A 19,149-nucleotide genomic window follows, 5' to 3' on the forward strand; every position below is an offset into this window, starting at 1 on the left:
CACGACCTTGCCAAGGTCGGGGTCGCGAGTTCGAGTCTCGTTTCCCGCTCCAAATAAACGAAAACGCCGCTCAATCGAGCGGCGTTTTCGTTTCTGTCGTTTGCGTTCAGGCCGTTCGTGCCAGATACAGCAGGGCATAGCCCAGCCCGCACAATCCCCAGCCCAGCCAGGGCGAGAACAAGGCGCGCCACAGCCAGTGGCGCGGGGTGAAGCCGACGCCATGGATGAAGGCGCAGGATACGCCCCACATCACCAACATCAGCAGCGAATGGCTGTAGCGCCCCTGGCTGTCGAGCATGGCGCCAGGGTGGATCAACAGCAGCAGCGCCAGCGGTGTTGCCAGCAGCCAGGAGAGCACGCGCATGGGCGCGCGCTCGCTCAGGGCGATGTCACTCATGTTCGCCATCGGTATCGAGATCCTGTGTGGTTTCCAGCCACAGTGCGTTGATGATGCCGAAGCTGCTGGCCAGCAGCACGCCAAGAATCCAGGTGAAGTACCACATCGCGTTTCTCCTCAATACAGGCCGTGGGGGTTGGCTTCGATGCTGCGGTCGTTGAGCTTGCCCCACATCTTCACGTAGCCCCAGAGGGTGTAGATGAGGATGATCGGCACGAAGATGCAGGCGACGACGAACATGATGCCCAGGGTCTTGTGGCTCGATACCGCGTCCCACACCGTGAGGCTGGAGGCTGCATCGAGGCTGGACGGGAAAACGAAGGGGAACAGGGCGAAGCCGGCGGTGCAGATGGCGCCGACGATCATCAGGCTGCTGCCGATGAAGGCCAGGCCGGCGCGCCGCCAGGTGCTGGCGAGGATGGCCAGCAGTGCACCGACCACGCCCAGCGCCGGGGCGATCAGCGTCAGCGGATAGCGGCCGTAGTTACCGAGCCAGCCGGCATTGTCGGCCAGTACCTGCTTGTTCAGCGGGTTCAGCGCGGCGCCGGTATCGATTGCACTGACCAGGCTCATGCCTTTGATGCCAAGGGCCAGCCAGCTACCCGCCAGCAGGAAACCGATGAGGAAGACCAGTGCACTGATATAGGTGGCACGGCGCGAGCGTGCGGCCAGGTCACCTTCGGTGCGCATCATCAGCCAGGCGCCGCCGTGGCTGCAGAGCATGCTCAGGCTGACCACGCCGCAGAGCAGGGCGAAGGGGTTGAGCAGGGCGAAGAAGGAGCCGTGGTAGCTCGAGCGCATCATGTCATCGAGCTGAAACGGCAGGCCGAGAAACAGGTTGCCGAAGGCCACGCCGAATACCAGTGACGGTACCGCGCCGCCAACGAACAGGGCCCAGTCCCAGGCGCTGCGCCAGCGGGTGTTTTCCAGTTTGCTGCGGTAATCGAAGCCCACCGGGCGGCAGAACAGGGCGAACAGCACCAGCAGCATGGCCCAGTAAAGCCCGGAGAAGGCCACCGCGTAGACCATCGGCCAGGCGGCGAACAGCGCGCCGCCGGCGGTGATGAACCACACCTGGTTGCCGTCCCAGTGCGGGGCGATGGTGTTGATGGCGACGCGGCGCTCGTTGTCGGTCTTGCCGACGAAGGGCATCAGCGCCATGGCGCCCATGTCGAAGCCATCGGTGAGGGCGAAACCGATCAGCAGCACGCCGATCAGCACCCACCAGACGAGTTTCAGGGTTTCGTAGTCGAACATGACGAAGTCCTCAGGCGTGGGCCGGCTGCTGTTGTTCGAAGTGATAGCGTCCGCTGTGCAGGCTCGAGGGGCCGAGGCGGGCGAACTTGATCATCAGGTACATCTCCACCACCAGCAGCAGGCTGTAGAAGGCGATCAGCGCGGTCAGCGAACCCCAAATGTCGCCGGTCGACAGGCTGGAGGTGGACAGGTGAACGGGCAGCACTTCACCGATCGACCAGGGTTGGCGGCCATGTTCGGCCACGTACCAGCCGGTCTGCGCGGCGATCCACGGCAGTGGCAGGCTCCACAGTGCCCACTTGAGCAGCCAGGGTTTGCTCTCTTCGTTCTTCTTCGCCGAGGCCCAGAAGGCGCAGGCGAACAGCATCAGCATGAGGAAGCCGCTGGCGACCATGATGCGGAAGGTCCAGAACAGGCTGAACACGTTGGGGATGGTGTCCAGTGCTGCCTGACGGATCTGCGCTTCGCTGGCGTCGACCACATGCTCCGTGTACTTCTTCAGTAGCAGGCCATAACCCAGATCGCCCTTCACCTGATTGAAGGCGGCGATGGTTTCGGCCGACTTGTCGCCACCACGCAGTTGCTCCAGCAGCGCATAGGCCTGCATGCCCGTGCGGATGCGCGCCTCGTGCTCGACGAGCAGATCCTTGATGCCCTTGACCTCCTTGTCCAGCGAGCGGGTGGCGATCAGCCCCAGGGCGTAGGGAATCTTCACCGCGTAGTCGGTACGTTGTTCTTCCTGATTGGGCAGGCCGAACAGAGTGAAGCCGGCCGGTGCCGGATGGGTGTCCCATTCGGCCTCGATGGCAGCCAGCTTGGTCTTCTGCACGTCACCGATCTCGTAACCGGACTCGTCGCCGAGGATGATCACCGAGAGGATCGAGGCCAGGCCAAAAGCCGAGGCGATGGCGAAGGAACGGCGGGCGAAGCCCTGGTCGCGTTTCTTCAGCAGGTAGTAGCTGGAGATGGCCAGGACGAAGATCGAACCAGTAACGTAGCCTGCCGCCACGGTGTGCACGAACTTGACCTGCGCCACCGGGTTGAACAGCAGCGCGCCGAAGTCGGTCAGCTCCATGCGCATGGTCTCGAAGTTGAACTCGGCACCCACCGGGTTCTGCATCCAGCCGTTGGCGATGAGGATCCACAGTGCCGAGAGATTCGAGCCAATCGCCACCAGCCAGGTGACGGCCAGGTGCTGCACCTTCGACAGGCGATCCCAGCCGAAGAAGAACAGGCCGATGAAGGTGGATTCGAGGAAGAAGGCCATCAGCCCCTCGATGGCCAGCGGCGCACCGAAGATGTCACCGACATAGTGGCTGTAGTAGGCCCAGTTGGTGCCGAACTGGAACTCCATGGTCAGCCCGGTGGTGACGCCCAGGGCGAAGTTGATGCCGAACAGCTTGCCCCAGAACTTGACCATGTCCTTGTAGACCTGTTTGCCGGTCATCACGTAGACCGACTCCATGATCGCCAGCAGGAAGGCCATGCCCAGGGTCAGCGGCACGAAGATGAAGTGATACATCGCTGTCATGGCGAACTGCAGGCGTGACAGATCGACGACTGATTCCGAGATCATCTCGGTTTCTCCTCGGTGGGTATTGAAGACGGGGCGGGCTGACCGAACAGGTGCTGCTCAACGCGCTGCTGGCCGTCCTGGGGGACGGTCGGTGCGTTGAACCAGATGGCCTTGATGCCCAGTAACAGGGTCAGCTTGATCAGCAGGATGACGGCGATTTCGCGTACCAGCGGAATGCGCCAGGGGGAGGTGGGTGCGCGCTCGGGCATCTCGATGCTCCGCGTACGCCGGCGCAGGCGATTAGGCCGCGCCGGCAGAATGGATGTGTCCTAATGTTACAGGGTACCCGTAGGGGTATGTAGCGATGGGGATTGATGCAGATCAGGGGAATGTCGATTAGTGGATCAATGCCGCCTGCGGTAGCCCCAGAAACTCAATCGAACGCCGGCAGGTCGGGCGTTAGCAGTTCAAGACCGGCTGCTTGCCAGGCCTCGATACCACCGGCCAGAGACAGCACATTGCGATAGCCCATCTCCCGCAGCGCGTCGGCAGCCAGCGCCGAGCGACCGCTGTTCTTGCAATAGAGAACCAGCTTGAGCGTGCGCTCGGCCAGTTGCGCATCGTTGCTCAGCTTGAACTCCAGAAGACCGCGAGGAATGTTGATGGCGCCGGGAATGTGTGCGGCGCTGTATTCATCCGCCTCGCGCACGTCGATCAGCAGGTCGGCATCGCGGATGGCTGCTTCGGCCTGCGGCACAGCGACTTCGCTGATGCGGGTTTTGGCGGCGAGAACCAGGTCATGAGCGCTTTTCATGGGTATTACCTTGAGTGGGAAGTGGTTGAGAGGATGGCGAGGCGGCTGCAGGGGATAGCTGCTTGAGCGCCTCGAACTGGCTGATGAATACCTGGCCACCGAAGCGCTCCAGGAAGTCGGAGCGGCGTAGCTGATCCATTACCGGCCCCTTGACCTCGGACAGATGCAGTTGAACGCCTGCGGTATGCAGGCGCTCGGCGATGGCGTGCAGCGAATCCAGGGCGCTGGCGTCGATCAGGTTGACTCCCGAGCACATCAGCACCAGGTGGCGCACCTGCGGGCGGAAAGCGATCAGCTCGCCGATGCGCTCTTCCAGATAGCGGGCATTGGGGAAGTACAGGCTCTCGTCGACGCGCAGCGACAGCACGCTGGGGGACTCGATCACGGCGAAGCGCTCGACGTTGCGAAAATGCTCGCTGCCCGGCACCTGGCCGACCACAGCGATGTGTGGCTGGCTGGTGCGCCAGAGAAACAGCAGCAGCGACAAGCCGACGCCGAGCAGGATGCCGGCCTCGACGCCGATCAGCAGCACGCCGAGCAGGGTGGCGACCTGCGCGGCGCCGTCCTGGCGTGAATAACGCCAGGTGTGCCGGAGTGACTTGAGGTCGACCAGACTGAGCACGGCGACGATGATGGTGGCGGCTAGCACGGCTTGTGGCAGGTCGTGCAGCAGGGGCGTCAGCAGCATCACGCTGACGCCGATGCCGAGGGCGGTGAATACGCCAGCCATGGGTGTCTGCGCGCCGGCATCGTAGTTGACCACCGAACGGGCGAAGCCGCCGGTGACCGGGAAACCACCGCTGAACGCCGCGCTGATATTGGCGGCGCCGAGGCCGAGCAGTTCATTGTCCGGCTGGATACGTTGGCGCCGCTTGGCCGCCAGGGTCTGGCCGACCGATACCGATTCGACGAAGCCGACCAGGCTGATCAGCAGCGCCGCGGGCAGCAGCTGCACGGCCAGGTCGAAATCCAGCGTGGGCAGGGTCAGCCCCGGCAAGCCCTGGGGCACCAATCCGACTACCCGGACCCCGGCTTGCTCCAATTGCAGCAGGCCGACAGCGGTAATGGCCACGATGATCGCCAGCACCGGCCCGGCCTTGGCCAGATTGCCCGCCAGTTGTGGCGACAGGCCAAGGCGTTGCAGCAGGGGCTTGAGCTGGGTTCTGGCCCACCACAGCCAGGCCAGGCTGAGGGCGCCGATAAGCAGAGTCGGGCCGTGCGTGGCGGGCAGCGCAGCGAAAAGCTGTGGCAGCAGGTGCGGCAGGTTTTCCCCGGACGCCGAGACGCCGAGCAGGTGCTTGAGCTGGCCGACGGCGATGAGAATGCCGGAGGCGCTGATGAAGCCTGAGACCACCGGATGGCTGAGGAAGTTGGCGATAAAGCCCAGGCGCAGCATGGCCATGGCCGCCAACAGCAAGCCGGACAGCAGGGCCAGGAGCATGGCCGCGCCGGCATATTCGGCGCTGCCACTTGGGAACATGGGCGTGAGCGTGGCAGCCGTCATCAACGACACCACCGCCACCGGGCCAACGGCCAGGGTGCGGCTGGAGCCGAACAGGGCATAGGCCAGCAGCGGCAATATGCTGGCGTAGAGGCCCGTCACCGGTGGCAGACCCGCGAGCATGGCATAGGCCAGGCTCTGCGGAATCAGCATCAGGGTGACGATCAGTGCGGCGAGTCCATCCTGCGCTGCGCTGCCTCGGTCGTAGCGTCTGCCCCAGTCCAGGCAGGGCAGCCAGTGGCTCAGTTTCATTTCTGTTCCTTGCCGAAATCACAGGCAGCGGGCGCCTCGACCACCAGTGGCTGGTGCGGCAGGTGCTTGGGCTCGGCCATCCACTCGCGGCCGCGCAGCATCAGGTCGAAGTAGATGCTCGGCATCATCCGTACCTTGAGATCCCAGGCCAGGCGCCGTGGCACGGCCGGATCTAGCGGGAAGGTGGGCAGCAGTTTGCCGCCGTAGCCGAATTCGGCCAGTACCACCTTGCCGCGTTCCACGGTCAGGGGGCAGGAGCCATAACCATCGTAGATCGCCTGTGGGCCCTTGCCGGCCAGAACAGCCAGTACGTTCTCGGCAACCACGGGCGCCTGTTTACGCACCGCTGCAGCAGTCTTCGCATTCGGTGCGGCGCACACGTCGCCCAGACTGAACACGTTGCCGAAGCGCGGGTGGCGCAGGGTTTCGTGATCGGCCTCCACCCAGCCGTCGGCGCCGGCCAAGGGGCTCTGGCGGACGAATTCGGGCGCGCGCTGCGGCGGTACTGCGTGGAGGAAGTCGAAGGACTTTTCCAGCGTCTTGCTTTCGCCGCTGGCATCGGTCTGCTTGAACCAAGCGCGGCGACCCGGGCCATCGACGGCGATCAGGTTGGTGCTGAAGTTGAGGTGGGCGCCGTAGCGCTCGACGTACTGCATCAGCGGCGGTACGAAGGTCGGTACCCCGAACAAGACGGCGCCGGCTGAACACAGTTCGACATCGATCTGTGGCAGCACACCCTGCTTCAGCCACCAGTCGCAGGACAGGTACAGGGCCTTTTGCGGCGCGCCAGCACACTTGATTGGCATCGGTGGCTGGGTGAACAGTGCGCGGCCCTTGCGCAGGCTCTGCACCAGTTGCCAGGTGTAAGGTGCCAGTTCGAACTGGTAGTTGGATGTCACACCGTTCTTGCCCAGGGTTTCCTTGAGGCCTTCGATACCGTCCCAATGCAGGCTGAGGCCGGGGCAAACGATCAGGGCGCGATAGTTCACCCGGTTACCGTCTTCCAGCACCACGCGCTGCTGATCCGGCTCGAAGCCGGCCACCGCTGCACGGATCCAGTGCGCGCCATGGGGGATGCAGCGCGCCATCGGCCGTTCGGTGCGGGCGCGGTCGAAGATGCCGGCGCCCACCAATGTCCAGCCTGGTTGGTAATAGTGCTGCTCACGGGGTTCGATCACGGCGACGCGCAAGTCGGCATTGCGCTTGAGCAGGCTGGCGGTCACCGCGCAACCGGCGGCGCCACCACCTACCACCACCACGTCATAGCGTTGGGTAGGTGTGTTGCTCGGTTGCGCCTGGGTAAGCGGTGCCTGCTGCCAGCGTTGCTCCAGGCGCGGCGCCAGACCGCTGAGGTCGTAACCCTGTGCGCCTGCCGTGCTCAGCAATACCTGCGGGTCCAGATGGTGGGCTTCGCTCAGCGCCCACAGGCTGGTGGAGCGGGTACCTGTCCGGCAGAACGCCAGCAGTGGGCCACGTATTTCCCCGAGCAGGGCGCTGAAGGAGCTGACATCTTCATCGCTGATCTGCCCGGACGTTACCGGCAGGTAGTGGTAGTCGAGGCCGCTGGCCTTGGCCGCGGCAGCCATTTCGGCGGAGCTGGGTTGGCCTTCACCTTCACCATCTGGACGGTTGTTGATCACGCTGCGAAAGCCGGCAGCGGCGAGCATGCCCATGTCGCCAGGTTGTAACTGAGCAGCCACGGCAATGAAGGGCGTCAGACGCTTGAGTGATTCCATGGTGATGACCTCAGAGGACGTCCAGGGGGATCTTCAGGTAGCGGGTGCCGTTGTCTTCGGCAGGCGGCAGCTTTCCGGCGCGCATGTTGATCTGCACCGAAGGCAGTATCAGGTTGGGCATGCCCAGTGTGGCGTCACGCTGGCGCCGCATGGCGACGAAATCAGCTTCGGCGATGCCCTGGTGAACGTGGATGTTGTGCGCGCGTTCCTCGGCCACCGTGGTCTGATTGCGGAAGTCATCGCGGCCCGGCGCCTTGTAGTCGTGACACATGAACAGACGGGTTTCGCCGGGCAGGGCGAACAGCTTCTGGATCGACTGGTAAAGGATGTGCGCATCGCCGCCGGGGAAGTCGCAGCGCGCGGTGCCGTAGTCAGGCATGAACAGGGTGTCGCCGACGAAGCCGGCATCACCGATCAGGTAGGTCATACAGGCTGGGGTATGGCCGGGCGTATGGATGGCTCGCGCCTGCAACTCGCCGATGTGGAAGGAGTCGCCATCGTGGAACAGGCGGTCGAACTGGCTGCCATCGGTGGCGAATTCGCTGCCGGCGTTGAACAGCTTGCCGAAGGTGTTCTGCACCACGGTGATGTGCTCGCCGATGGCCAGCTTGCCGCCCAGCTCACGCTTGAGATAGGGCGCGGCGGACAGATGATCGGCGTGTACGTGGGTCTCCAGCAACCATTCGACGTGCAGGCCGCGCTCCTTGACGAAGGCGATGATGCGGTCTGCGCCGGCGTGTGAGGTGCGCCCGGAGGCCGGGTCATAGTCAAGCACCGAGTCGACGACCGCGCAGTGCTGCGTGGCAGGATCGATGACGACGTAGCTGTAGGTGTAGGTGGCAGGGTCGAAGAATTCGACGACATCGGGATGCATGGTCAGGCTCCTCTCTTATACCCGTGGGGGTATTTTAATTAAGAGTAAGCGTAACTGTTTTTTGGTTCTATGCTTAGATTAAAAATGAATAATAAAAGAGGCCTTGTTCGGGACGGCTATAACCGTCGGGCCAACTTGCCGCGGCGTCTGGCGCGTGAGGGATGGGCCAGATTCGGCGCGCGCGAGCGGCGCGCCGGGAGGGCATCAGGTGTACTTGGTAAAAATCTCGCGTACGCGCTGCAGTGAGGCCTCGGTGTCCTGCTCAGGGTCGAGCATGGCTTCTTCGATTAGGCAGGTCAGCATCAGCCGGTAGGACTTGTCCAGCGCGCTACGCGCCGCCGAGAACTGCTGGGCGATGGCGGCACAGTCCTCGCCGCGCTTGATCATCGCCTGGATGCCACGGATCTGTCCCTCGACCCGGGCCAGGCGCTTGAGCATCGCCTGCTGCTGTTCGAGCATGCGTGCGTGCAGGTCGGTAGTCTCGGTCATTGCGTTTCCTGTGCGAGGGGGTGAGTCAGGGTAAAGGCGCCGCGAAGTTCGCCGACCTTATAACCGCGGGCCTGATCGTGCGGATAATACTGGTCAATGGCCTCTTGTACCTCTGCTTTGATCGAGGTGCCATGACAGGCCATGCAAGGCTCGCCAACGGCAATGGCTTGCATGTAGCGATATTCGCCGTCGACTTCTTCGCCGTAGCGTAATTCCTTGATCGGCGTTCCGGCTGACGCGGCTTCGGCAAAACGCTCGAGCACATTGCGCTCCCAGGCATCAGGGGCATTGTTCGGGTTGCGTACCTTGAGTGAGGTGCGGCCCAGTTGCCAGGCTTGCTGGCTGTGCTCGCTGGCGATCTGTGGCGCCAGCGCCTGGCAGGCCTGTACTGCTGCAATCGGCCCGCCATCGGCGATGGCCTGGCGTACCGTGCCCAGCAAATGCTCGGCGAATGGTGGGATCTGTGCCGCGGCTTCGTCTTGCCAGGGGGCGGCGGCGTGTGCGGCGGTGCAGGCGAACAATGTGGCGAGCAGGATTGGGCGCATGATCAGGTCTCATAAATACTGGTGGGGGTATTTATGCATGAAAATGCAAAGCCTGTCATCGCAGTTGCCTGCGACATTCTGACCAGTGGAATGGTTAGCGGTTGATCAGTGCTTGGCGCCGTCGGTAGACAGCGCCAGCAGCTGTTTTTCCTGATTCCAGTCGAAGGGTTCGTCGTTCTCTTCGGCTTCGAAGCGACGCTCGTCGAGGGCCTGGTACAGGGCGATTTCCTCGTCGGGCATGAAGTGCAGGCAGTCGCCGCCGAAGAACCACAGCAGATCGCGTGGCACCAAGTGGGCGATCTGTGGGTAGCGGTGGAATACCTGGCTGATCAGATCCTGGCCCAGGTACTGGCTGGATACCGGGTCGCGCGGCAGTTCGGCGAGCAGTTCGTCGTAGCGCTCGAGGAACAGGGCGTGGCTGTCGTCGAGCACCTGTTCGGCTTCGCCCAGGGCGACGAGAATGCCGCGCAGGTGGTTGAGCAGGGCGAGGTGGTGGTCGAGGTGGCTGGCCATGGTGCGGTTTCCTGAAGGGTAAAACGGGCGCAGGAGTATAGAGTTCCTGGCGCCCGCTGTCCCGTTTGGGTGGCTTTCGTGGGAGAGGGGCTTCAGTTGCGACCAAAGAAAATCGCGGCTGAAGCCCCTCCCACGAAGCGCTGGGTTAGCGCACCTTGCCGCGGCTGAGCTTGAGCTCGTCCTTGGCGAAATCGTCGACATCGATGACCCGACGTCGCGCCGCTTCGGCTGCTTGCAGGTGCTGACCCTGTTCGCTGTCGAGGATGCCGGCGGCAATTGCCGCTTCGATGGCGTCCTGGCCCGGCACCGGTTGCAGGCTGCCGTCCTTGAGCGCCTGGTGCAGACGCTTGCGTGCGGCCTGGCTGGCCTGCACCAGGTTCATCGCATGCTGCAGGGCGCCGACCGAATCCTGATCGGCCTGCGGGCGATAGCAGCCTTCCAGCACCGACTCCAGTGCCGGGTCGCCGGCCTGACGGCCGATGATCGCCGCCACTTCGGCGTCCAGCGTATCGCTCGGGCCGTTATGACGACGGCCAAGCGGGAACACCAGCACCTTCAGCAGGCAGCCGAACAGGCGGTTGGGGAAGTTGCTCAGCAGGTCATCCAGCGCTTGCTCGGCGTGGTAGAGGTTTTCTTCCATGGCCCAGCGCAGCATCGGTCTCACGGCTTCCTGATAATCCAGGTCGTGGTAACGCTTGAGCGCGGCCGAGCCCAGGTAGAGGTGGCTGAGCACGTCGCCGAGGCGTGCTGACAGGCGTTCGCGCCGCTTCAGGTCTCCGCCGAGCAGCATCATGCTGCTGTCGGCACACAGGGCGAACGCCGCCGCAAGACGATTGAGCGCGCGGTAGTAGGGCTGGCTGAGACCGTCGCCGGGCACCGCGCCCAGGCGGCCCAGGGTCAGGCCGAGCAACAGACTGCTGGCGGCGTTGCCGACGGCGAAGCCGATATGGCTCATCAGCAGCGAATCGAATTCGGCCAGCGCTTGATCCTGGTCGTCGCGGTCGGCCAGGGCCATTTCCTTGAGCACGTACGGATGGCAGCGAATGGCACCCTGGCCGAAGATCATCAGGTTGCGCGAGAGGATGTTGGCGCCCTCGACGGTGATGAAGATCGGCGCCCCCTGCCAGGAGCGGCCCAGGTAGTTGTTCGGGCCCATGATGATGCCCTTGCCGCCGTGCACGTCCATGGCGTGGCCGATGCATTCGCGGCCGCGTTCGGTCAGGTGGTACTTGAGGATTGCCGACAGCACCGAGGGTTTTTCGCCCAGGTCGACGGCGTTGGCGGTGAGGATGCGTGCGCTGTCCATCAGCCAGGCGTTGCCGCCGATGCGCGCCAGCGCTTCCTGAATGCCCTCGAAGGCCGCCAGCGGCACATTGAACTGCTCACGCAGTTGCGCGTACTGACCGGTGACGAGGCTGGTGAACTTGGCGGCGCCAGTGCCGACCGCCGGCAGGGAGATGGAGCGGCCGACCGACAGGCAGTTCATCAGCATCATCCAGCCTTTGCCGAGGTACTCCTGGCCACCGATCAGGTAATCCAGCGGAATGAACACGTCCTTGCCCGAGTTCGGCCCGTTCATGAAGGCGGCGCCCAGCGGCAGGTGGCGACGGCCGATTTCCACACCGGGGGTATCGGTGGGGATCAGCGCCAGGCTGATGCCGAGGTCTTCCTTGTCGCCTAGCAGATGATCCGGGTCGTAGGCCTTGAAGGCCAGGCCGAGCAGGGTGGCCACCGGGCCGAGGGTGATGTAGCGCTTTTCCCAGTTCAGGCGCAGGCCGATCACTTCCTCGCCGTTGTACTGACCCTTGCAGATGATCCCGGTGTCCGGCATGGCGCCGGCATCGGAGCCGGCCAGCGGGCCGGTGAGGGCGAAGCAGGGAATGTCTTCACCGCGTGCCAGGCGTGGCAGATAGTGCCGGCGTTGCTCGTCGGTGCCGTAGTGCAGCAGCAGTTCGGCCGGGCCGAGGGAGTTGGGCACCATCACGGTGGAGGCCAGGTCGCCGCTACGGGTTGCCAGCTTCATCGCCACCTGCGAGTGGGCGTAGGCGGAAAAACCCTTGCCGCCGTATTCCTTGGGAATGATCAGGGCGAAGAAACCATGCTGCTTGATGTGCTCCCAGGCCTTCTCCGGCAGATCCATCTGCTGGCCGACCTGCCAGTCGCTGATCATCGCGCAGAGTTCTTCGGTGGGGCCGTCAAGGAAGGCTTGTTCCTCTTCGCTCAGCTTGGCCTTGGGGTAGGCCAGCAGCTTGTCCCAGTCGGGCTTGCCGCTGAACAGCTCGCCATCCCACCACACGGTGCCGGCTTCGATGGCGTCGCGTTCGGTGGCTGACATCGGCGGCAGCACGCGCTGGAACCAGGCGAACAGCGGGCTGGTGAACAGTTGCCGGCGCAGGTCGCTCAGCAGAACGAAGGCAGCGACGGCGCCGGTGACGATCCACAGCAGCAGTTGCAACCAGCCCGGCACCGGGCTGAACAATGCCATGGCGAGCAGATAGGCTGCGGTGATGCCGAGGGCGGGTAGGGCAGCGGTGCGGCTGTGGGCCAGGTAGGTGACCCCGAGCAGCAAAACCAGCAACCAGATGACGAGCATGTGCATTCCTCCATGATTCGAACGGGCGACGCACCGAGCATAGCCATAAATGGCGGCAGGGGCGCTGAGCTTGGCCGGATCGCCGTCAGCGTGGCGCAATGGCCAGGATTGGACTGCAGCGAACTTCAGGAGAACCCGTCATGCAGACCTGTCTACGCTCCGGCCGCTTCATTGACAGTGACCGCCCGGCGCTTGTCGAGTTCGCCGAACCTTGGTCTGGCCACGGTTTCCTGAGTATCGGGTCTGACGGCGTGCTGTGGGCCGACGGCTTTATCGACTCAGTCGATAATCAACATCGCCAGTACGGTCTTTTCTCCGCGCGTCCGGGTCGGTAGGGTGCATGCCAGCCAGAAGTGGGCGAAACACACGGTTGCAATCCTGTGCCATCGCCCACACCTTTAAGCACCTCTCTCTCGCGCGGGAAACCCCATCTTCATGAGCTCCGCCCTGACCATCCGCCAGTTGACCAAGACCTACGGAAACGGCTTCCAGGCCCTGCACGGTATCGATCTGGACGTCGCCGAAGGTGACTTCTTCGCCTTGCTCGGCCCCAATGGCGCCGGCAAATCCACTACCATCGGCGTGCTCTCCACGCTGGTGAACAAGAGCAGCGGCACGGTCAGCGTATTCGGTCACGACCTTGATCGTGAACCCTACGCGCTCAAGCGCTGCCTCGGCGTGGTGCCGCAGGAGTTCAACTTCAACCAGTTCGAGAAGGTGTTCGACATCGTCGTCACCCAGGCCGGCTACTACGGCATCCCGCGTTCCATCGCCAAGCAGCGCGCCGAGCAGTACCTGACTCAGTTGGGGCTGTGGGAAAAGCGTGACGTCGCTTCGCGCGAGCTGTCCGGCGGCATGAAGCGCCGGCTGATGATCGCCCGCGCCCTGGTACACCAGCCGCGTCTGCTGATCCTCGACGAACCGACTGCCGGCGTGGACATCGAGCTGCGCCGTTCGATGTGGAGCTTCCTCACCGAACTGAACAAGCAGGGCACCACTATCATTCTCACCACCCATTACCTGGAGGAGGCCGAGCAGCTCTGCCGCAACATAGGCATCATCGATCACGGCCGCATCGTCGAGCTGAGCAGCATGAAGGATCTGCTGAAAAAGCTGCATGTCGAGACCTTCCTGCTCGACCTCAAGGACTCCTACAACGAGGCGCCGAACCTGGTCGGCTACCCGGTGCGCCTGGTCGATCACCACACCCTGGAGGTGCAGGTGGAGAAGAGCCAGGGCCTCAATGCGCTGTTCCAGCAACTGGCGCAGCAGCAGGTGCAGGTACTTAGCCTGCGCAACAAGAGCAATCGCCTGGAGGAGCTGTTCGTCTCCCTGGTGGAAAAGAACCTGGCCAAGGTGGCGCAATGAATACCCCGTACCTCAACAGCGAATTTGCCGCCAACCTGGTGGCCCTGCGTACCATCGTTCACCGCGAAATCCGCCGCTTCGTGCGCATCTGGCCGCAGACCCTGCTGCCACCGGCGATCACCATGGTTCTGTACTTCGTCATCTTCGGCAACCTGATCGGCCGGCAGATTGGCGACATGGGTGGCTTCACCTACATGGAGTACATCGTGCCGGGGCTGATCATGATGTCGGTGATCACCAACAGCTACGGCAACGTGGTGTCGAGCTTCTTCGGCAGCAAGTTCCAGCGCAACGTCGAGGAATTGCTGGTGTCGCCGGTATCGCCGCACACCATCCTCATCGGCTTCGTCGTCGGTGGCGTGTTGCGCGGGCTGGCGGTGGGCGTGATCGTCACCTGCCTGTCGCTGTTCTTCACCCATCTGCAGGTGCATCACCTGGGTATCACCGTGCTGGTGGTACTGCTGACGGCGACCATCTTCTCCCTCGGCGGCTTCGTCAACGCCGTGTATGCGCGCAACTTCGACGATATCTCGATCATCCCGACCTTCGTGCTGACGCCTTTGACCTACCTGGGTGGGGTGTTCTACTCCATCTCCTTGCTGCCGCCGTTCTGGCAGACGGTGTCGCTGGGCAATCCGATCCTGCACATGGTCAACGCGTTCCGCTACGGCATCCTCGGCGTATCCGATATTCGTATCGGCGTGGCCATCGGTTTCATGCTGCTGGCGACTGCCGCGCTCTATACGCTGTGCATTCGTTTGCTGATCAGTGGCCGCGGCATGCGCCAGTGACGCTTTTGTGGGAGCGGATTCATCCGCGATTTTCGCGGCGCAACTGGGCTTAAACGTTAATGTGTAGCCCGGATGAAATCCGGGAGTCTTCCCGCACCATCCCCGGATTTCATCCGGGCTACGCTTGAGTGCTCGCGGCTGAAGCCGCTCCTACAGGATGTAGCGGCGACCGAAAAAACATAGCGAAATAACTTGCGTACCTGTCAGTGACACAGCAGCCGGTTAGACTCCGCCTCTACCAAGAAAAAGGGGCTGATCATGACCGTGCTGTTACGTGCGCTTCCATTGTGGTTGCTGGCTGCATTCGCTCTGCCAGTGAGTGCAGCCGAAGGCCCAATGGTCGAGGTCGTGCCGGTGCGGCAGATGGAGGTGCGCGACGAGCTGATTACCTTCGGCTCGCTGCGTTCCGACGAGTCGGTGATGATCCGCCCGGAAATCGAAGGGCGCCTGGCTACCCTGCATTTTCGTGAAGGCCAGGCGGTAACTGCGGGCGATCTGCTGGTCAGTCTCGACGACGCCATTGCCCGCGCCGAATTCGCTCAGGCCCGCGCCAACCTCGATCTGGCCGAGAAGAACCATCAACGGGCGCAGATGCTGTTCCAGCGTGGAGCCAGTAACGCCCAGGCGCTGGACGAAGCGCAAAGCCAGTTGCAGGCCGCTCGAGCCGCGCAGGCACTGGCCCAGGCGCGCCTCGACAAGACCCAGATCAAGGCGCCCTACGACGGCACGCTCGGCCTGCGCCAGGCCAGTGTCGGCGACTACCTCAGCGCCGGGCAGAACATCGTCAACCTGGAAGTGCTCGACCCGCTCAAGGTCGACTTCCGCATTCCGCAGAAGGCCGTGGCCCAGGTGCGTCTGGGGCAGACCGTTGAGATCACCCTCGATACCTTTCCGGGCGAGCGCTTTCGCGGCGAGATCTACGCCATCAACCCGCGCCTGGACGAAGCCGGACGCAGTCAGGCGATCCGCGCGCATATCGGCAACGCTGATCGCCGTCTGCGTCCGGGCCAGTTCGTCCGCGTTTCGGTGATTCTCGACGTGCGCTCCGACGCACTGGTGATCCCCGAGGAAGCGGTGATGCCGCAGGGTGACAAGCTGCTGGTCAATTTGCTGGTCGATGACAAGGTCGAGCGCCGCGAGGTGAAGCTGGGCAAGCGCTTCGATGGCCTGGTCGAGGTGCGTGAAGGCCTGCAGGGTGACGAGACCATCATCAGCGCCGGCTGGCAGCGGGTGCGCGAGGGCTTGGCCGTGCGCAGCAAGAGCGGGGAGCGCCAGCCGTGACGCTCTCTGATGTCTGCATCCGCAGGCCGGTATTCGCCACCGTCCTGTCGCTGATCGTCGTGCTGCTGGGGCTGATGGCCTACGACCGCCTCAACGTGCGCGAATACCCCAATATCGATGTACCCATCGTCACCGTGCAGGTCACCTATCCAGGGGCCAGCCCGGAGATCATGGAGTCGCAGGTGGCTCAGCCGGTGGAGGACGTGCTCTCCGGCATCGAGGGGCTGGATTTCGTCACCTCCATCAGTCGCGCGGAAAACACCCAGATCACCGCCCAGTTTCGCCTCGGACGCAGCGCCGACGAGGCGGCCAACGATGTGCGTGACCGTCTCGGCCGGGTGCGCAGCCTGCTGCCGGACGAGGTCGACGAGCCCATCGTGCAGAAGGTCGAGGCCGACGCCCAGCCGGTGATCTGGATTGCCTTCCATAGCCAGCAGCACAGCGCCATGGAGATCACCGATGTGTTGGAACGGGTGATCAAGGATCGCCTGCAGACCATTCCTGGCGTCTCCGAAGTGCAGGTGCGCGGTGCGCGTACCTTTTCCATGCGCATCTGGCTCGACCCGGAAAAGCTCGCCGCGCACAACCTCACCGTGCAGGACGTCGAGGATGCCCTGCGCCGGCAGAACGTGGAAATCCCGGCCGGGCGCATCGAGTCGCGCGAGCGCGAGTTCAGCGTGCTGTCGGAAACCGATCTGCGTACCCCACAGCAGTTCAACGAACTGATCCTGGATGACTCGCAAGGCTATCTGCTGCGCCTGTCCGATGTTGGCCGCGCCGAGATTGGCCCGCGTGACGAGCGTAGCGTCGTGCGCTTCAACGGCCTGCCGGCGGTGACCCTGGGCCTGGTCAAGCAGGCCACGGCCAACCCGCTGGATATTTCCGACGGGCTCCAGGCCGCCTGGCCCGAGATCAAGGCGTTGTTGCCCGACGGCATGAAGATGACCGTGGCCAACGACAACTCGCAATTCATCCGCGAGTCCATCGACAACGTCTTCACCACCATCTGGGAAGCCGTGGCGCTGGTTATCCTGATCATCTTCATCTTCCTGCGCTCGCTGCGTGCCACGCTGATCCCGCTGGTGACCATTCCGGTGTCGCTGATCGGCGCCTTCGCCCTGATGTCGCTGATGGGCTTCACCATCAACACCCTGACGCTGCTGGCCATGGTGTTGGCCATCGGCCTGGTGGTGGACGATGCCATCGTCATGCTGGAGAACATCCACCGCCATATCGAGGCGGGGATGAAACCCATGCAGGCAGCGTTCAAGGGCAGCCGCGAGATCGCCTTCGCGGTGATCGCCATGACCCTGACGCTAGCGGCAGTATTCGCGCCCATCGGTTTCATGCAGGGCACCACCGGCAAGTTGTTCACCGAGTTCGCCTGGACGCTGGCCGGCTCGGTATTGGTGTCGGGCTTCGTGGCTCTGACGCTGACGCCGATGATGTGTGCGGTGCTGCTCAGGTCGCACCAGCACGAGCCACGTCACGGTCGCGTGTACAACCTGATCGAAGGCTTCCTCAACAGCCTGACCTACAGCTACAAGCACAGCCTGGAGCGTGCATTGCAGGCCTGGCCGCTGGTGCTGGGCGTGCTGCTGGCGGCCTTCGTGCTCTGCGCCTGGCTGTTCGGTGGCCTGCGTTCGGAGCTGGCGCCGACCGAGGACACCGGCACCATCGTCGGCGTGTTCAATGGCCCGGATGGCGCCACCATCGACTACACCGCGCGCTATGCCCGCGAGGTCGAGGCGGCTTATGCGAGCATTCCAGAGGTCAACCGCTATCTGGTGGTGGCGGGGTTCCCCACGGTGGCACAGGGCATTTCCTTCATGAAGTTGGAGGATTGGGGGGATCGCGTGCGCACCCAGTTCGAAATCCGCAATGAACTGCTGCCGAAACTGCAGGACATCGCCGGCATGCGCGTCACGCCAGTCAACCGCCCGCCGCTGGGGCAGAGCGCGCGCAACCAGCCGATCAACTTCGTCATCCGCTCGTCCATGGAATATGCCGAGCTGCAGGGTTACGTCGACCAACTGATGGAGCGCGTACGTGACTATCCGGGGCTGGAAGGGCTCGACAGCGACCTCAAGCTCAACTCGCCGCAGCTCAAGATCACGGTCAATCGCGAGCAGGCCGTGGCGGTCGGTACCGACGTGTCGGTGATCGGGCGTAGCCTGGAAAGTCTGTTCGGCAGCCGTCAGGTGACGCGCTTCAAGCAGAACGGCGAGCAGTACGACGTGCTGGTGCAACTGCAGGACATCGATCGCAGCAACCCGCAGGATCTGGATCGCGTCTACGTGCGCGACCGTGATGGCGGCATGGTGCAGTTGTCCAACCTGATCGAAGTGCGCGAGACCGTGGCGCCGCGCGAGCTCAACCACTTCAACCAGTTGCGCGCGGTGACCATCAGCGCCAACGTCGGCACCGGCTACACCCTGGGCGAGGCCCTGAATCATCTGGAGGCGGCTGCACGCGAGGTGTTCCCGCCGGAGACGCAGTATGACTACACCGGCACCTCGCGGGATTTCAAGGAATCCAGCTCGGGCATCCTGCTGATCTTCGCCCTGGCGCTGGCCTTTATCTTCCTGGTGCTGGCCGCGCAGTTCGAAAGCTTCAGCGATCCGCTGATCATCCTGTTCAGCGTGCCTCTGTCGATGGCCGGCGCCTTGTTGGCGCTGACGCTGTTCGGTGGCACCTGGAACATCTATTCGCAGATAGGCCTGGTGACCCTGATCGGCCTGATCACCAAGCACGGCATCCTTATCGTCGAGTTCGCCAACCACCTGCTGCGCGAGGGCAAGGCCCTGCGTGAGTCGGTGATCGAGGCCTCGGTGCAGCGCCTGCGACCGATCCTGATGACCACCGGTGCCATGGTGCTGGGTTCGCTGCCGCTGGCTATCGCCACAGGCGCTGGGGCCGAAAGCCGCCAGCAGATTGGCCTGGTGATCGTCGGAGGGCTGCTGGTCGGTACCTTCTTCACGCTTTATGTGATCCCGACGCTCTATCTGCTGCTGCGTCGCTGGGCGCCGCTGCGCAAGATCGAGGAAGAACCGGTGGTGGTCGGCTGAATCCTGTAGGAGGCGCTTTAGCGGCGAGCTTTTGCAGCTGTTGCGGCTGCGACTGCGGGGATGCAGGAGGTAGAGCGGAGCAGGATGCCCGAGCCGAAAACCCCTCCCATGGGGCACTGCGCGACTGATCGTTGGGGTAGGAGCGAGCTTTTCT

At 63.5% G+C, this 19,149-nt stretch carries 17 protein-coding genes; 4 read left to right on the forward strand and 13 right to left on the reverse strand.

Translation table 11 applies throughout. The annotated features are described in order from the left end of the window. Positions 1–106 precede the first annotated feature (106 nt). The 13 genes from ACODS1_RS18600 to ACODS1_RS18660 all read right to left on the reverse strand — a co-directional run bounded on the left by ACODS1_RS18600 (position 107) and on the right by ACODS1_RS18660 (position 12,487). Positions 107–406 (reverse strand): cyd operon YbgE family protein, encoded by a 300-nt coding sequence (locus ACODS1_RS18600; RefSeq protein WP_489086830.1) that lies wholly within the window; start codon positions 404–406, stop codon positions 107–109. Then, the gene (cydX, locus tag ACODS1_RS18605) at positions 390–503 is read right to left on the reverse strand and encodes a cytochrome bd-I oxidase subunit CydX (protein ID WP_322981163.1); all 114 of its coding nucleotides are present in this window, start codon (positions 501–503) and stop codon (positions 390–392) included. The genes ACODS1_RS18600 and cydX overlap by 17 nt, the downstream gene beginning before the upstream one ends. 11 nt (positions 504–514) lie before the next feature. Further along, positions 515–1,654 carry a cytochrome d ubiquinol oxidase subunit II gene (gene cydB / locus ACODS1_RS18610; RefSeq protein WP_489086831.1) on the reverse strand — a complete coding sequence of 380 codons (1,140 nt, stop codon included), beginning with the start codon at positions 1,652–1,654 and terminating at the stop codon, positions 515–517. Between the two features lie 10 nt (positions 1,655–1,664). Beyond that, positions 1,665–3,230 carry a cytochrome ubiquinol oxidase subunit I gene (locus ACODS1_RS18615; RefSeq protein WP_489086832.1) on the reverse strand — a complete coding sequence of 522 codons (1,566 nt, stop codon included), beginning with the start codon at positions 3,228–3,230 and terminating at the stop codon, positions 1,665–1,667. Beyond that, positions 3,227–3,439: a cytochrome oxidase putative small subunit CydP gene (cydP, locus tag ACODS1_RS18620; protein WP_489086833.1), complete on the reverse strand. Its 213-nt coding sequence runs from the start codon at positions 3,437–3,439 to the stop codon at positions 3,227–3,229. The genes ACODS1_RS18615 and cydP overlap by 4 nt, the downstream gene beginning before the upstream one ends. A gap of 164 nt (positions 3,440–3,603) precedes the next feature. After that, the gene (locus ACODS1_RS18625; protein WP_489086834.1) at positions 3,604–3,984 is read right to left on the reverse strand and encodes a rhodanese-like domain-containing protein; all 381 of its coding nucleotides are present in this window, start codon (positions 3,982–3,984) and stop codon (positions 3,604–3,606) included. Beyond that, positions 3,968–5,737, reverse strand: a complete 1,770-nt coding sequence (locus ACODS1_RS18630) for a SulP family inorganic anion transporter (RefSeq protein WP_489086835.1) — start codon at positions 5,735–5,737, stop codon at positions 3,968–3,970. Before ACODS1_RS18630 ends, ACODS1_RS18625 begins: the two co-directional genes overlap by 17 nt. After that, positions 5,734–7,473, reverse strand: coding sequence for a bifunctional protein tyrosine phosphatase family protein/NAD(P)/FAD-dependent oxidoreductase (locus tag ACODS1_RS18635; protein ID WP_489086836.1), 1,740 nt, complete (start codon positions 7,471–7,473; stop codon positions 5,734–5,736). The genes ACODS1_RS18630 and ACODS1_RS18635 overlap by 4 nt, the downstream gene beginning before the upstream one ends. A gap of 10 nt (positions 7,474–7,483) precedes the next feature. Further along, positions 7,484–8,347 (reverse strand): MBL fold metallo-hydrolase, encoded by an 864-nt coding sequence (locus ACODS1_RS18640; protein ID WP_322981170.1) that lies wholly within the window; start codon positions 8,345–8,347, stop codon positions 7,484–7,486. A gap of 204 nt (positions 8,348–8,551) precedes the next feature. Further along, a complete protein-coding gene (locus ACODS1_RS18645) occupies positions 8,552–8,836 on the reverse strand; it encodes a metal-sensing transcriptional repressor (protein WP_322981171.1) in 285 nt (94 codons plus the stop codon). Further along, positions 8,833–9,381 carry a Tll0287-like domain-containing protein gene (locus ACODS1_RS18650; protein WP_322981172.1) on the reverse strand — a complete coding sequence of 183 codons (549 nt, stop codon included), beginning with the start codon at positions 9,379–9,381 and terminating at the stop codon, positions 8,833–8,835. Before ACODS1_RS18650 ends, ACODS1_RS18645 begins: the two co-directional genes overlap by 4 nt. Before the next feature lie 105 nt (positions 9,382–9,486). After that, on the reverse strand, positions 9,487–9,894 hold the full coding sequence (locus ACODS1_RS18655; protein ID WP_322981173.1) for a PA2817 family protein: 408 nt from the start codon (positions 9,892–9,894) through the stop codon (positions 9,487–9,489). Between the two features lie 145 nt (positions 9,895–10,039). After that, positions 10,040–12,487, reverse strand: coding sequence for an acyl-CoA dehydrogenase (locus tag ACODS1_RS18660; protein ID WP_489086837.1), 2,448 nt, complete (start codon positions 12,485–12,487; stop codon positions 10,040–10,042). A 435-nt stretch (positions 12,488–12,922) separates the two neighbouring features. Here ACODS1_RS18660 and ACODS1_RS18665 point away from each other — a divergent pair, with 435 nt between their 5' ends. The 4 genes from ACODS1_RS18665 to ACODS1_RS18680 all read left to right on the forward strand — a co-directional run bounded on the left by ACODS1_RS18665 (position 12,923) and on the right by ACODS1_RS18680 (position 18,995). Then, positions 12,923–13,855 carry an ABC transporter ATP-binding protein gene (locus ACODS1_RS18665; protein ID WP_489086838.1) on the forward strand — a complete coding sequence of 311 codons (933 nt, stop codon included), beginning with the start codon at positions 12,923–12,925 and terminating at the stop codon, positions 13,853–13,855. Further along, positions 13,852–14,646 carry an ABC transporter permease gene (locus ACODS1_RS18670; RefSeq protein WP_489086839.1) on the forward strand — a complete coding sequence of 265 codons (795 nt, stop codon included), beginning with the start codon at positions 13,852–13,854 and terminating at the stop codon, positions 14,644–14,646. Before ACODS1_RS18665 ends, ACODS1_RS18670 begins: the two co-directional genes overlap by 4 nt. Positions 14,647–14,904: 258 nt before the next feature. After that, positions 14,905–15,927 carry an efflux RND transporter periplasmic adaptor subunit gene (locus ACODS1_RS18675; RefSeq protein ID WP_489086840.1) on the forward strand — a complete coding sequence of 341 codons (1,023 nt, stop codon included), beginning with the start codon at positions 14,905–14,907 and terminating at the stop codon, positions 15,925–15,927. Next, positions 15,924–18,995 carry an efflux RND transporter permease subunit gene (locus tag ACODS1_RS18680; protein WP_489086841.1) on the forward strand — a complete coding sequence of 1,024 codons (3,072 nt, stop codon included), beginning with the start codon at positions 15,924–15,926 and terminating at the stop codon, positions 18,993–18,995. The genes ACODS1_RS18675 and ACODS1_RS18680 overlap by 4 nt, the downstream gene beginning before the upstream one ends. Positions 18,996–19,149: the final 154 nt, after the last annotated feature.

The sequence above is a fragment of the Pseudomonas sp. FG29 genome (genome assembly GCF_057809355.1).